This is a genomic window from Dyadobacter sp. BE31 (genome assembly GCF_031457695.1).
In the GTDB taxonomy this organism is placed as follows: Bacteria; Bacteroidota; Bacteroidia; order Cytophagales; family Spirosomataceae; genus Dyadobacter.
Map to the genome: position 1 here is coordinate 1,082,612 of NZ_JAVDXA010000003.1, position 15,118 is coordinate 1,097,729.

General features: G+C 50.3%; 13 protein-coding genes. 9 read left to right on the forward strand and 4 right to left on the reverse strand.

Annotated elements, in window-relative coordinates; genetic code table 11:
* The gene (locus J2Y43_RS20125) at positions 1-783 is read right to left on the reverse strand and encodes a TlpA disulfide reductase family protein (RefSeq protein ID WP_309986310.1); all 783 of its coding nucleotides are present in this window, start codon (positions 781-783) and stop codon (positions 1-3) included.
* A 131-nt stretch (positions 784-914) separates the two neighbouring features.
* Here J2Y43_RS20125 and J2Y43_RS20130 point away from each other — a divergent pair, with 131 nt between their 5' ends.
* The 4 genes from J2Y43_RS20130 (at position 915) to J2Y43_RS20145 (ending at position 3,749) form a co-directional block, all read left to right on the forward strand.
* On the forward strand, positions 915-1,550 hold the full coding sequence (locus J2Y43_RS20130; RefSeq protein WP_309986313.1) for a TlpA disulfide reductase family protein: 636 nt from the start codon (positions 915-917) through the stop codon (positions 1,548-1,550).
* A 182-nt stretch (positions 1,551-1,732) separates the two neighbouring features.
* Entirely contained in the window at positions 1,733-2,383 is a 651-nt protein-coding gene (locus tag J2Y43_RS20135; protein ID WP_309986317.1) for a hypothetical protein, read from the forward strand.
* 100 nt (positions 2,384-2,483) lie between these two features.
* On the forward strand, positions 2,484-3,269 hold the full coding sequence (locus tag J2Y43_RS20140; RefSeq protein WP_309986322.1) for a PhzF family phenazine biosynthesis protein: 786 nt from the start codon (positions 2,484-2,486) through the stop codon (positions 3,267-3,269).
* Positions 3,270-3,377: 108 nt separating this feature from the next.
* Complete coding sequence (locus J2Y43_RS20145) at positions 3,378-3,749, forward strand: Rid family detoxifying hydrolase (RefSeq protein WP_309986325.1); 372 nt, start codon at positions 3,378-3,380, stop codon at positions 3,747-3,749.
* Positions 3,750-3,812: 63 nt separating this feature from the next.
* Here the strand turns inward: J2Y43_RS20145 and J2Y43_RS20150 are convergent, their stop codons facing one another.
* From J2Y43_RS20150 to J2Y43_RS20160, 3 genes are all read right to left on the reverse strand, one after another.
* A complete protein-coding gene (locus tag J2Y43_RS20150; RefSeq protein ID WP_309986328.1) occupies positions 3,813-4,808 on the reverse strand; it encodes a GRP family sugar transporter in 996 nt (331 codons plus the stop codon).
* A gap of 130 nt (positions 4,809-4,938) precedes the next feature.
* Complete coding sequence (locus J2Y43_RS20155; protein WP_309986331.1) at positions 4,939-5,454, reverse strand: hypothetical protein; 516 nt, start codon at positions 5,452-5,454, stop codon at positions 4,939-4,941.
* Positions 5,455-5,531: 77 nt separating this feature from the next.
* A complete protein-coding gene (locus J2Y43_RS20160) occupies positions 5,532-6,962 on the reverse strand; it encodes a PLP-dependent aminotransferase family protein (protein ID WP_309986335.1) in 1,431 nt (476 codons plus the stop codon).
* Positions 6,963-7,146: 184 nt separating this feature from the next.
* Between J2Y43_RS20160 and J2Y43_RS20165 the strand changes: the two genes are divergently transcribed.
* From J2Y43_RS20165 to J2Y43_RS20185, 5 genes are all read left to right on the forward strand, one after another.
* Positions 7,147-7,779: an RNA polymerase sigma-70 factor gene (locus J2Y43_RS20165; RefSeq protein ID WP_309986339.1), complete on the forward strand. Its 633-nt coding sequence runs from the start codon at positions 7,147-7,149 to the stop codon at positions 7,777-7,779.
* Positions 7,780-7,873: 94 nt separating this feature from the next.
* Complete coding sequence (locus J2Y43_RS20170) at positions 7,874-8,869, forward strand: FecR domain-containing protein (protein ID WP_309986342.1); 996 nt, start codon at positions 7,874-7,876, stop codon at positions 8,867-8,869.
* 27 nt (positions 8,870-8,896) lie between these two features.
* Positions 8,897-12,322: a TonB-dependent receptor gene (locus tag J2Y43_RS20175; RefSeq protein WP_309986345.1), complete on the forward strand. Its 3,426-nt coding sequence runs from the start codon at positions 8,897-8,899 to the stop codon at positions 12,320-12,322.
* A gap of 11 nt (positions 12,323-12,333) precedes the next feature.
* Entirely contained in the window at positions 12,334-14,172 is a 1,839-nt protein-coding gene (locus J2Y43_RS20180; RefSeq protein ID WP_309986347.1) for a RagB/SusD family nutrient uptake outer membrane protein, read from the forward strand.
* Positions 14,162-15,082, forward strand: a complete 921-nt coding sequence (locus J2Y43_RS20185) for a DUF1735 domain-containing protein (protein WP_309986350.1) — start codon at positions 14,162-14,164, stop codon at positions 15,080-15,082. Before J2Y43_RS20180 ends, J2Y43_RS20185 begins: the two co-directional genes overlap by 11 nt.
* Positions 15,083-15,118 lie beyond the last annotated feature (36 nt).

A 15,118-nucleotide genomic window follows, 5' to 3' on the forward strand; every position in this document is an offset into this window, starting at 1 on the left:
TCATTCCGCAATGGAATGGTCGCCCAGCATTTCTTTTAAATCTTTCACGTTACTGCAAATGCCCGCCACATTTCCCCGCTTGTCGATTAGCAGGTGGGTAGGAAATGCGTTGATGCCCAGCGTGTCGGCGACGTAATCCTTCTTATCACCCACCACGGCGTAGTCGAACTTCCTGCCGGCCAGGAATTTCCGCAATGCAGGCTGCGGATCCAGCGCGACGCTAAGAAAAACGACGTCTTTCCTTTCGCTATTTTTAGCCACAATGGCATTTAGTTCGGGCATTTCTTCGATGCAGGGCGCGCAGCCGATAAACCAGAATTTCATCACGACGAATTTGTCGCGGGTAGTTTCGCGGTCAAAGGCCTGGCCGTCGATGGATCGGTAACCAAAACCTTCCAGCAGTTTCCCCACTTTAAGAAAATCCCTGAAATCACTGTAAGCCGTAGCGCGAAGCTGATTGCGGATGTTCTCTTCGCTGTTGGCATCCAGTTTTTTGAGCTGGTACTGAATGGTCGTATCGTCGTGCGTGTACTTTAAAACCGCATACTCACCCGTGCGGTATTTTTGCATGAATGAGTCGAGCGGTATAGAACGCGCATCGGTGTCGAACGGCGTGAAATGCTTATAAAATTTGATGTTTTTGGAATGATAGCTCCACCAATGCGCAAAGTCGGAAAGTGCATCTTTGGTGCCGGGAGCAGGCTTTCCGAGCTTAGCCCGGTCATTTGAGCAGGATAGGCCGCATGCTAGCATTACGAGCAGGACGATTTTCGCAGCGTTCATGGAATGTTGTGTTTATATCAATTGCGGTTTCAATATATAAATAAATTATATAAACAAAACAAAGGACTTTGAAGTTGTGAATTGATGCATTGTGTATTTTAAGGTACAGATACGAACATCTCCCGTCACCTATGAAGCATTTGGTATTTTTGATGATTGCCATTTTCGCCCCGCTGCCTAATGCCCAGGGCCAGACAATCCAGGCTTGCGGTTCAAAGTTATATCAGGCGCAAAAAACTATCTATGCAAACGATGAGACCCAAAAATATGGCTTGAAGCATTTGTCGAGCCGTTCCAGCCTGGAGTTGCGAAAGGCTTCGAACGAGTGGTCGGAATGTGTTCGTGGAAAAAAGATCCCGGATTTGGAGTTTATGACGATCAATGGCAAAAGGTATCGTAATGCTGATCTGCGCGGTAAGGTATTGGTGATCAACTTTTGGTTTAGAGGCTGTGGGCCGTGTGTGGCTGAAATGCCATCCCTGAACAAACTGGTGAAAGAGTTCGGGACTAAGAATGTGAACTTTATCGGATTTGCAACCGATGAGGAACAAGCTTTAAAACCATTGTACCTCAATACCGGAAAGTTTCTCTTTGATATCAGCGCAAACTCCGGCAGCATTGCTGAAAAGTTTGTTTTCAGTGGATTTCCGACCACCTACATTGTCGATCAAAAGGGAGTCATTGTGAAGGCGTGGACTGGTAATATGGTCAGTATGGGACAGCCCTATGACATTGTAGCACCCATCATCAGGTCCCTGCTGAGGTAGCGCATTTTGGGCTATTTGTGGGCCATATACCAGGCAACTACAAGGCCGGCTAATTTGCTGTATGTAACTCTAAATAAATTCTTTACGTTTTCTTGTCGCGGTAATTTTCAATGGCTAAATTACGCCCGCAGCAACGCGCTGAATTTCAGTATTATACACTCACCACTTAGCAGCCTAATGAAATGATTCTACGAAAAACGCTTGCAGGTTTCTCCATGCTGGTCATGGTAGTGGCTTTGTCCTGTACGGATCACGTCGGTCCGGTAGATCCCGGGCAATCGAACTGTTTGCGGGTAAACGGAAGTCCAAGACTCTACCCGTGCGAATTTGAGATCGTTCAGATCGACATCATGAGCGGAAGCTCCAACACCGACGTTTACGCCACACTGACGCCCGGCAACCACAATGTGCATCTGCTGACTACCGAGGCTTTTTCCTACAACCGGACAGGTACGACCACCGCTACACTGGAATACAAAATAAGGCTGCATGTCAAGCGGATAGCCAGCCCGGCATTTCCTACTCCGACCGGATACTGGATCAGCGAATCGGTCCCGGGCGGTGAACCGGACGATCCCAGTGTGCTATGGCCAAACCGGTATTACGCAGCCCCGCAACTCAATATGGCGATCGGTGAAACAAGCCTTGTGTTCACGCGCCTGACCTACCAAACGCTGGACGGCCTGTTAACCCTTCAACCATCCATGGTATCGATCCAAAATCCGGTGACCTACCAAACGCTTGCAGATCCACCGAACAACTATGCCCTCGTAAGAGACCGTTCGGAAGCTTACTACCTGCCGATCAACGCTACTTACACTGATGACCGATAGAGAGTTGCTGATGGATGTTTCTTCTGTACTCTAAATAGTAGTTGAAACTGTATCTGTGCCCTTTGTTGCAGGTCGTCTAACTTTGTGAAAAAACAAGGTTATGAGAATTGCTATTTATCAGGTTGATGCTTTTGCGGATGAAGTCTTTCGGGGAAATCCAGCTGCTGTTTGTCCATTACAGGAGTGGCCGGACGATCGGATGTTGTCGAAGATTGCCGGGGAAAACAATCTTTCCGAAACCGCATTCTATGTAGTGAAAGGCGACCGGGTCGAAATCCGCTGGTTTACGCCCGCAGTGGAGGTCGATCTTTGCGGGCACGCGACGCTTGCCACTGCATATGTATTGAAAAAATACGAAAGTTTCCCGGGAACAACAATCCCATTTTATTCCCACAGGAGCGGAGAACTTCCTGTAACGGTCCAGGGTGATCAATTTACTTTAAATTTCCCGGCGGATCAGTTTAGCGAAGTGCCACTGACTCCGGAGCTCCTGGCAGCTACCGACAAGCAGCCCGTCGCTGCCTATCGGAGTAAGGCCCGGACAATGCTGATTTTTGACAATCAGGAAGACGTCGAACATTTGAAGCCAAACCTCAGCGTAATAGCCGATCTGGAAACCGGTGGCCTGATTGTGACTGCCAAAGCTGAAAAGTACGATTTTGTCTCCCGCTATTTCGCCCCTGCGAAAGGGGTAAATGAAGACCCGGTCACAGGTTCCGCCCATACAACGCTTGTGCCTTATTGGGCCGACCAACTTCAGAAGCAAGCGTTTTCGGCCTTTCAAACCTCCGAACGCGGCGGAAAAGTGGGATGCCGTTTGCTGGGAGATCGGGTGGAGCTCACGGGTTCGGCAATTCTTTATTTGAAGGGGGAGATTTATATTTAAACGATCAGATCAAAACCGCTGTGTTACTTTGAAAATACCGTGACAAGGAAGCCTAAATGCGGTATATTGCAGCCATAGGATTAAACTGTAATTATAGCAATCTATCACATGAGTACAATCGAAAAAGCTGCTGCACCGGCAGTGCCGATTTCAAAAGCCTTGGTATCCAATGGGTTCTTGTTCATTTCGGGGCAGATCGGCTCCGCTGGCGGACAACTGGTGACGAGCTCCTTTGAGGACGAGGTAAAACAGGTGTTTACCAATATTGAGACAATACTTGTTGAACATGGGTTAACTTTCAGCCACATTGTGAGTGTTACGGTGTACCTGACGGATATGCGGTATTTCGACCAACTGAACGAGGTATACCAAACCTATTTCACCGATCGCTTCCCCACCCGTACGTGCATAGCCGTAGCAGGCTTGCCCAAACAAGCGCGTGTGGAATTAACCACAATGGCTAGTTTGGAGCTAAAATAGCGCTAAGCGTTTTTTAATACCTCGCCTGCATCGCCGGTGAGGTATTTTAATATTGACTGCATCTTACCTTGCAAAAACGATCATGAGTAAACCGACGAAAAAGCACACCAGCATGACATTGAGCATCGCCTGAGTCCCCTTTGGGGCGTCCTTAAACTCTTTCCAAACGAATATTCCCCAAATAGAAGCCACAACGATTGCTCCAGAGGCCAGGCCATATGAAATAGCGGCACCCGCTTTGTAGGAGGCTATAATGCTGAATAGCATGCCAATGCACCAAACAAGACCTCCAACGACGCCGAAGAAATGATCCTTCCTACTGCCTTCAAAATACGCTGAAAAGCTGACCCGTGGGCCGCTAAATGGTTTGACCATCATCAGCGGATTTAAAACCAGATTGCTCAGTAAAACGCCGCCGGAAAAGAAGCAGATGGCGGTGTAAGGACTAAGCATTCCAGCCAAAGGTGTTAGCGGGTCGGGAAACATGGAATTCGCAACGTATTTATAGTAAAGTCCCATCAGGAGACCGCTGCAAATCGACAATAGCAGGCCTTTGGTCGAAATGGTGGTTGCTCCGGCAGCCATTTTTCTGTAAGCGTGGGCGTTGAGCAATATCGCTATCACAATAAGTGCTACTCCGGGGAAAAGAAGCATGATATTGCCGACGGGGGAATCCAAAAAGTTTACAATGACGCCTAGCACCAACGACAATCCCGCGCCGACTGAGAATGCGACGGACATTCCTGCAAATGATATGGCAGCCGTAAACAGAATGTTCGCAGCATTGAAAAGGACTCCGCCCAGTATGGCGCTCCAAATGCTATTACTATCGGATTGTCGGATGTCCTCTATGAAGCTCCTGCCGTGATCGCCATAACTTCCCAAAGTCAATGCAAAAATGAGGGCAGCCAGTACGATTCCGTTGACGAAGTCCCAACAATAAAGCTCAAACCGCCAATTTGTGCTCACAAGTTTTTGGGTATTCGACCAGGAGCCCCAACAGAGCATGGTGACAATACAAAAGAAAACTGCGATCAGATAACTTTCAATAACAAACATGGGACGGCTTACGTAATACGATATTCCTGATGCGGTTCGCACCGGTTTACAAGAACGTGAATTACAGACAAAGCGAGAAATGAAAGGAGAATTATCGCTCGCGCGGTTTTCAATGCCTCATTCAGCCAGATCACGACGCGATCAAACATACAGATTGCAGCGGCAACCCATCCAACTCACAGGCATCCTGTATCCTGGTGAAGCCATTGCTTTCGAAGAGTCCGATCCATGGGCTTTCGAGGTGTTCGTTGACCCATATTTGAATGCCGTGGTGCGCGCGGCTGACGGCGAGGCACTTTTCGAACAGTGCGTCCCGGATGGCTGGTGCCGTGAAGACGTTGAGAATCCCGAAATCGGCAATGCGCACCGACGGCTTGCCGTCCAGCAGCTGCGGTTTATGGCCGCGGGTGGTGATGCGTGCATATCCGGCCGGGCGGTTGTCGGCATATACCACCAGCCATTGATTGGACATGCTGTTAAGCTCGTCGATCAATGCTTTTTTTGAGAAATTTTCAGCGATGTAGCGATCAAGGAGGGGGGGCTCTACGATCGACGAGTACTTTTCGATGGCCAGTTGCCTGGTGAGCACCAGCAAGGTTTCCACGCCTTGGTCCGTGGCAATGGTGAATTTCGTTGTGACTTTCATGTTACTGTGTAGCTAGTTATGCGCCAAATTTATGAGCTGCCTTTGGGCGATACACAGTACACTTTTTTACAAAATGCTCAGTACAGATTGGACCTGGAACGCTGCCCCGCGAGCCGGATGACGGCAATTCTTTCGGGAGAGAATTTATCAGCGAAAACGATCCGGAAACAGTTGTCGAAAGCTCCGGAGAATGAGAAGGTGTAGCCGGGTGTGAAACGGACCCCGATTTGCTCGCATTGTTTATAAAAGTGATCCATGTCGGTGCCATCCGGCATTTGTGCCCAGGCATTGTACCCGCCTGCGGGTGTGAGAATGGACGTTTTTTCAGGGAAATTTTCGGAAATCAGCTGAATCGCATGATGAGCGTTTCGGGCGAGCTGTATCCTGAATGCGCGGACATGGCGGTCGTAGCTATGGTCGGCGAGGAGCCGGTTCACGGTTTCCTGGTACAATGGGGAAACGGTACTGCCTAATGCAAACCTGATCTGCTCTGCTCGCTGCATAAATTTCCCGGCAGCTAACCAGCCCAGCCTTATTCCGGAAGCGAGCGTTTTAGCATAGGAAGTATAAGTGAGCACGAGACCACTGTCATCGAAACTTCTGATCGTGGAAGGCCTGGTGCCGTGGAAATGCAGGTCGCCGTAGATGTCGTTCTCGATAACCGCGACGTTGAATTCCCGGGCGACAGCAAGCAGGGCAATTTTCTGTTCGTCGCTGAGCAGGATTCCGGTCGGGTTATGGAAATTGGGCGTTACCAACACCGCTTTGATACGGTTACTGCGACAGGCTATACGCAAAAAGTCGATATCGAACCCTGCATAAGGGCTCACGGGAACCTCCACAACTTTCAAATTAAGCACGCGTATCACTTCCAGCACCGAAAACACACACGGGCTTTCGACGGCGATCACATCACCGGCTTCACACACGGACGCCAATGCAATATACAATGCCTGCAATGCGCCGTCGGTGATGAGCAGTTCGTCGGGGTTGATGGCGGTTTTATGGACTGCGGCACGTTGGATGATATGGTCCCTAAGTTCAGGCGAACCGTTCGGCGGGTAATACCGGAGCAGCCCGGCACCCTGCTCCCTGATCACCTGCTGCATGGTGCGTAGCAATAATTTCTGCGGAATCAACAAGTCTCCCGGGGCCGCTACATTGAATTCGGAGACCCTGTGACCGCCGCGCCGGGAAGTTATCAGTTCGAGGTTGCGTGTGAAAACGGGATCTTTCGCAATCGGCTGATGCACGGCATGGGGCTGGTGAGCAGCCGTATCCGGCTTATTGACCACGTAGTAACCCGATTTAGGTATGCTTTCCACCAAACCGCGAATGATCAGATATTCGTATCCGCTCTGGATGGTGCTTATGCTGGTTTGATATTGCTGTTTCAATTCGCGCACTGACGGTAATTTCTGCCCGGGCCTGAAAACGCCTTTGCGGATGTTTTGTTCGAACACATCCGTAAATATTTCAAACTTGTATTTTCTGGTGTTGTGTGCCATAAGCAAGAGATTCACTATCAGTCGGGAAGCTTATAATTTCATGCAGCCCGTCCCAAGTTAATGTAGAAGTTTTTGTAACCCGATAGTTTCTAATTTAAATTATTTAATCGGCCAGGGTAGGGTGTTGTTTTTAAATTTTGTCATTGTGTTAAATGGTACACATAAATTCGTCGAACTGGAAAAGATGCAGAATAAAACTTTGGATCAGGATTATCCGAACAAAAGCTTGATGCAGGCAGAGTCCGGCCCGGATCGGCAAGAGGCTTCGGATGCGGCGATAGATAAGGAATTTTTCATTAGAAGTGTATTTCAAACAGATGTAGAAAAGGGCTATGACCTGTTGTTTTGCCATTACTACACACCGTTGTGCAGCCATGCGGTGAGGTACGTATATTCTAGAGAGGTAGCGGAAGATATCGTCTCGGAAGTGTTTATGGCCTTTTGGAAAAAGGCCGCGCACATCCATATCACCACCTCTTTCCGCGCATATCTTTTTATGTCGGTGCGGAATAAGTGCCTGACCTACCTGAGGTGGGAGTTTAAGAATGAAATCGCCGAGGAATTGTCGGATACCACCCTGGTTTCAATGCATATGGAACCCGACAAGCTGGTTGAGTTCGACGAGCTCTACCAGCGGATTGTGAAAATTGTCGACGGGCTGCCTCCCCAGAATCAGAAGGTTTTTTTGATGAGCCGTTTTAACGGAATGTCCTACCAGCAGATCGCGGACAAGCTGCAAATTTCGAGGAAAGCCGTCGAAGCCCATATCAGCAAGGCTCTTGGAGAGCTGAGGAGAGCGCTCGGCAGTAACCATTGACGGAAGCGGCCTGCGCTATTTGAAAATTGTTTGACTCGAACCTGAGTCTATGCAAGGCCCCTGTGGTCCTGAAACATATTACCAGAACAAAAAAATGAAGCCAGAATTGACGAAGTATATTGTTTTTTCCTATTTCTCGGGCGATGCAACACCGCTTCAAAAGGAAATGGTGCTGAAATGGCTGGAAGACGCGCGAAATGTGGAGTTGTATTTTACGTGGTTGGAGGAATGGGAGAAAATGCACATCCAATTCCAGCCCGACCCTGCCGAAGCATTGATGAAAGTAAAGGCAAAGCTGCGGGACGAGGAGCAGCCCGCATTAACACCGGAGCTTCTGCCAACAAGGAGAATTTCAAGGAAAATGGTGCTGCTTTGGGCCGCAGCGTGCCTGTTTCTGATGAGTTTCGCGGCTTTTTGGCAAAGGGAATTATTGATTTACCGCACCTATCACACTGCTTTCGGCGAGCAAACCCGGTTCCGGCTTGCCGACGGGAGTACCGTGCTGCTGAATGCAAACTCTACATTAAAGGTACCGCGCTGGGGTTTTGGAAAATCGACCCGGCATGTGTTTCTGGATGGAGAGGCAGAGTTTTCCGTGCAGCACACGCATGATCACCAGTATTTCAAAGTTCATAATGCCGATAGAAGCCTGATTACCGTGCTTGGGACTGAATTTGTCGTGTATACCAGGGCCCGGAAGACCAGCGTGGTGCTGAACAAGGGAAAAGTGGAAATTTCCTCGCCGGCCGGGGACCAACCGCTGACCATGCTGCCGGGCGATCGCGCGACCGTCGAAAAAAGCGGCCAGATCATCATCGAGAAACTATCTGATGAAAAGCTTGCCGAGCACTCCGCATGGACGGAGCACCGGCTGGTATTCGACGATACCCCATTGTATGAAGTTGCCCGCAGGATCCACGAGCTTTTCGGTGTGGAAGTGAAAATAAACGGCAAGGAGCTGGCCGCGCGTACCGCAACAGGATCTTTCCCCGCAAAAAATGCCGACGAACTTCTCTCGATCCTCTCTTATATGTACGATTTCGAAATCAAAAAAGCTGAGAATAAGGTCATTTTAATTCCTAACCGTTAATTGTTTTCTATCCTTAATTTGTTGTTTATGAAGCTACGATTACAATTTATGAGGCTTCTGTTCCTCTGTCTGGCGGTTGGCGCGCTTCCCTCACGTTCGCTGGGACAGCTGCTGGCCGACTCCAAGACCATCGTTCGCCAATCGGACACGCGCCCTCAGCTGGTGGACCTTGTGGATGTACTTCTGAAATTGAAGGACAAGTTTCAGGTCGATTTGCTGTTCGAAGAGAAAATCGTGGAAAACATCAGGGTGTCGGTCAGCAGTATCCGGCCATCAGCCTCATTTGAAGATAACCTGGAAACCCTTTTGCGCTCGACCGGCATTCAATATATGAAGGTCAAGAAGGGTACTTATGTGCTAAGGAACGAGAAAATCAGCATCGTGCAAAAGCCGCTTGAACACGTGCCTGCTTTTGCGGTCGACAACCGGCTGAAAGCAGTTGCGATGCTGGAAAGAAAAATGTTGCATACGCCGGCCAAAGCGGCAGATGTAACAGTTACCGGCCGGGTAACGGACGAAAAAGGCGAGGTGCTCCCGGGCGTGAACGTGACCGTGAAAGGCACATTGAGAGGCGTATCGGCCGATGCGTCGGGCAATTACAGCCTGTCGGTGCCATCGGGGCAGGTGACTTTGGTATTTTCCTTTGTGGGGTATGTCAGCCAGGAAGTCCAGCTCGGCGAGAAGAAAACACTGGATGTTATTCTCAGATCGGATAACAAGAATCTGGAAGAAGTAGTAGTGGTAGCTTTCGGAACGCAGCGAAAAGAGAGCATTGTGGGCGCCATTTCGTCGGTGCCTCCCAATGATTTGAAAGTGCCCGTAAGCAAGCTGAGCAATGCATTGGCCGGCCAGATTGCCGGTATTGTGTCCGTCCAGGGAAGTGGTGAGCCGGGCTCGGGATCCAGTTTTTGGATACGTGGTATCAGCAGTTTCGGGGCTAATAATACGCCCCTCATCCTGGTAGACGGGATTCAGCGCTCCATGGATTTGGTAGACCCTGAGGATATAGAGTCGTTTTCGATCCTGAAAGATGCAAGTGCCACGGCCGTGTACGGCGTGAGAGGGGCTAACGGGATCGTGCTTATCACCACCAAAAAGGGTAAGTATTCCGATAAACCGACCATTAATGCCCGTTTCGAACGAGGCTTTCTGGCGCCGATAAGGCTGCCGAAGCTGGCCAATGCGGAGCAATGGATGGACTACTACAACGACATCAGTTACGATGCCAACGGTTCCATTCCATTTCCCGACCATATCAAGCAAAAATACCTGTCGGGCGAAGACCCGGACCTGTATCCGAACGTGGATTGGATGAAAACCATTTACAAAGATGTAACAACGAGCAACCGCCTGAACCTGAATGTGACCGGGGGAGGAAGGATTGCACGGTATTACGTGTCGGGCTCCTATTACAATGAAAACGGGCTGTTTAATCCGGTGGTCACGCAATCCTACAATCCGTCGGTGAAGTACAACAAGTTTACTTTCCGGTCTAATCTGGACGTGGATATTACCAAATCCACTGAGTTAAGCCTTAGCCTTTCGAATACCTACGAGAACAAGAGCCGCCTGGGCGTGGACATGGCTACCATGTACAACATCGTAATGACCACCCCGCCGATTGCCATCGCGCCGTATTACTCCGACGGAAGCCACGCGCAGCCGCTGGTGGGAAGCAATCCGTATTACTCGCTCAACACGACCGGCTTTTCCCAGGATTTCTGGAACACGGCACAGTCGCTGATGAGCCTGACGCAGGATTTGAGCGAGTACGTGGTGCCCGGCCTCAAATTCAATGTGAAGTTTTCGTGGGACGCGACCAATGAGTCGACATTGGACAAGCGGAAAAATCCCGCGACCTATTATGCCACCGGGCGCGATGATGCGGGTAAGCTGATACTGCATAAAAACGCGGATGGCAGCGACTATCTGTCTCTGGCGAGGTCCAACCGCGGCACGAAGACGACCAACCTGGAATCTTCACTCACCTACGACAATGCATTCGGGGACCACCGGGTGGGAGGGTTGTTCCTGTTCACGCGGAGAGAGTTTACCAACAATTTCCCGACGAACTACATTCTGGCATTTCCCTACCGCAACATCGGGATCGCGGGCCGCGTGACATATGCATTCAAAAACAAGCTGTTTTTTGACGGTAACTTCGGTTACAACGGCTCCGAAAACTTTGCGCCGTCCCATCGTTTCGGATTTTTTCCTTCGATCGGCCTGGGGTACAACCTGAGCAAGGAGCGGTTCTTCCATGATCTTTTTCCGGCGGTTAACCTGATGAAATTCCGGGGCTCGCATGGCTACATCGGTAACGACCAGATCGGGGGCGATCGCAGGTTCGCGTACAATTCGGAAATGCAGTATTCGGGTTCGTATACTTTTGGTACCACGGGGCAGAAATACATTTCGGGCATTGCTACCGGTAACCCCGGTAACCCCAACGTCGCCTGGGAGGAGGCTATCAAAACGAACATCGGATTCGAGCTCGGCATATGGGATAAGCTGAAACTGCAAATCGACTATTTCAACGAGCGCCGCGACGGGATTTATATTTTGCAGCAGAGCGTGCCGTCGGTGGTCGGGATTAATGTGGCCCAATATGTGAACCTGGGAAAAATGGCCAACCGGGGAGTTGACGGCTCCATTGAATACAGCTATGTGAAAGGGGACTGGCTGCTCTCTGCCCGTGGGAATTTCTCCTACAACCGCAACAAGGTCATTTACAACGATTCCCCGACGCCGATTTACGGCTACCAGGAAGTCGCCGGACAAGCTTACAACCAGCAGTTCGGACTGGTGTCGATGGGCCTTTTCAAATCCGTAGAGGATATTGAGCGAAGCCCTGTTCAGAAGTTCGGGTCGGTAGTGCCGGGTGATATCAAGTTTAAGGATATCAATGGCGATGGGGTAGTGGACAGCTACGACAGGGTCGCTATCGGACGAAGTACGGTACCCGAACTGTCCTACGGATTCGGATTGAGTGCGAAATACAAGCAATTCGATTTGTCAGCCTTTTTTCAGGGCGTCGGCAACGTGACCCGGATTATCGGCGGGGATCCGTTGCAGGGGCCGCAGGGAAGTATCCTGGTGAATGGTCAAATTCTGGCCGACGCGGCCGAGAAGCGATGGAGCTTGCACAACCAGGACCCGAATGCCGAATATGCCCGGATGTCGTTGGCCTATAATGAAAACAACCGGCAAGCCTCCACTTTCTACCAGCGTGACATGAGTTTCATCCGGCTGAAAAATGCAGAAATAGGCTACACCGTGCCCAAGAGCATTGTAGGTAAAGCGAAGGTATCCAGTTTGCGGTTCTACGCCCAGGGTGTTAACCTGTTTACAATGAGTAAGTTCAAGTTGTGGGATCCGGAGCTCAATGCCAGTTTCGGAAATATTTATCCGCAAATGAAGACGGTTAGTTTAGGGGCAAGTCTCAATTTTTAAAAGCGATTAACATGAGCAAATTTTCTATCATCTCGGGCATTTTACTGTGCCTGTTTGTGACTACCTCTTGTAGTGATTATCTCTCCGTGGAATTGCAGAATGCGCTGACGCTGGAAGAGACCTTCAATAAAAGAGCAACCACCGAGGCGTATCTCGCACAGATTTACGGGTTTCTTCCGGATGATTCCGACATGGTTGGTGGTGAAAGCTCCGTCGTTCCGAGATCCGACGAGGGGATGTTTTCATGGTTGTCGGGTGTGTCGTGGCTGAATATGAATAATGGCTCATGGGGCCCGACTACTGGCTCGTATGCGACGTGGGAAAGTAGTTATACCGGCATCAATCAGGCGACCATTTTCATGAACAATGTGGACCGGAACGTGGAAATCGGCCCGGCGGAAAAGGAAGTGATGAAAGCAGAAGCGCGCTTCATCCGCGCATTCCTCTACTTCAACCTGCTGCGTAAGTACGGTCCGGTTTATATCTGGGGAGATAAAGATTCGGATATTTCCATTCGCCCCGAAACCATCGACCGGCATACCGTAGCCGAGAACTTCGATTTTATATTGTCGGAATTTGATAAATGCATTGCTGCATTGCCTGCCACCATTGCGGAGGAGGCGTGGGCGGGGCGCGCTACCAAAGGAGCGGTCCTTGCGGCAAAGACCCGCGCCACGCTCTACGCGGCAAGGCCTCTTTTTAATGGCGCGGAGTATCTGAGAGGCATGGTGAACAAAGAAGGCAAAAACATTTTTCCGCAAAATACGGACCCTGCCAAATGGGAATTGGCCGCGCAGACGGCCAAGCAGCTGATCGACATGAACCAGTATGCCCTCTATGTAGATAATACGGAAACCGACCCCATGCGGAAGGCGATCAAGTCGTACCAGGGGATATTCTTTAAGTTCTGGAATTCGGAAGTGATCTGGGGACGCTGGCTGGGAGGGGCCTTCGGCTGGGTGGTAAGGGCTAATCCGCCCAGGGCTGTCAAGGAAGGGTACGGAGGATATTCGCCTTCCCTCAAACTGGTGGATACCTATCCAATGGCCGAAAGCGGGCGTTACCCGGTGACTGGGTACGATGGCAACGGGTATCCCATCATAGATCCGAAGTCGGGGTATCGCGAGGAGGGCTTCACGCCCAATTACATCCACCCGATGGATAACTGGGCGCCTATCCGCGCGCACAACAGCACGGTGGGGCGGGACGCGCGCTTTTACGCGTCCATTCTTGCCAATGGTTTCAACTGGTATAACCGCGGCTCCGGCGACAAGGTGATTACTTTCTACACGGGAGGGACGTCGGGCTACCAGGCTTCGGGCGACTGCGTGAAAGCGGGCTACCTGTTCAGGAGGATGAACGACCCCAGCAATAACACCGAGAACGGGCAATGGGGGCAATTTTGTTGGCCGATGTTCAGGCTGGCGGAAATTTACCTGAGCTATGCGGAGGCATGTAACGAAAAGCCGCAGCGCAATGAAGCGGATGCATTGGCTTACATCAACAAAGTGAGGGGCCGCAGCGGGCTTAACAAACTGGAAACGGCCTATCCGGAGGTGATCGGCAACCAGGCGCTGTTGCGGGAGCTGATTCGCAAGGAGCGGATGGTGGAAATGGCATTTGAATCACACCGCTATCACGATGCCCGCATGTGGATGATCGCGGAGAAGGAATTTGTGGGCCCTAACTACACCAGAAACCTGGTAGCGACCAATTACGATGATTCCTGGAAACGTTCGTCGACGCTGTTTCCGGGCACCAGGGTGTTTGAAAAGAAGCACTATTTCTTCCCGATTAACCAGGAACAATTAAACGAAATGAAAAACTTTACACAGAACTATGGCTGGTAAAAATAACAAACGCAGTGCCGCAATGGCCGTTCCATGCAGGCTGGTGCAGGTGTGGGTATGCTTCCTGGCCCTACTCGGATCTGCATGCGAAGATCGCCGTATGAATAATATGGTCGGCGACCAGGTTTATCTGAATAAATACGGTGAAAATGTGCAGAACATTTTCAAGGGCGAGGATTTCACCTATCACCTTCAGGTCATCAAAAGTGGTGTAGGACAACAAGGCGGGGAGGTTTCGATCCATGTGGATGAGTCCATTCTGGCGCAGTACGAGGGCAAGTATGCCTTGTTGCCGGCTGAACTTTATAAAGTGAAGTCTTCACAGGTATCCCTGAAAAGTTCGGATTACAGCGCTCATTTCGAAGTTGAATTTGATGCTGCGGCAATTCAGAAACTGGAAGCCGGTACTGGTTTGCATTACGCGATACCTTTCAGGCTTTCGTCCGGTACGCTTAAACTGGCGCCTGACCAGCAGCTTTTTTCAGTGCTCGTGCCCAAGATTTTGAATCCGTACATTCAATTCAAAACACCCGGACTTGCACCGGCCACTTCATCGGTCAGCGAAGCCAACTCGGCGCCCGAAACCAGGTATTATGCCTTTCTTCAAACCAACTACAACAACCAGTCAGACCTGCAATACAAAGTAGAGGTGAGCGAGGCCGCCCTGGCCGCCTACAACAAGGAACAGGGAACGACGCATCGATTGCTGCCGGCCGCCGCCTATCGCATTGATCAATCCAGTTTTAACATCACCAGCCTGAACAACGAACAAGCCATGTCCTACTACCTCCTGACCGGCAAGGTCCCGGTGGGCGAGTACATGCTGCCATTCGAAATTACGCAGGTTTCCAGGTACGGGATTGACCCCCAGGCGAAAACGATGCTAATTCCCGTCAAAATCACGGAATAGTCCCGAACGGTTTTCCGGTTTCTTTTGCTGTTTTTT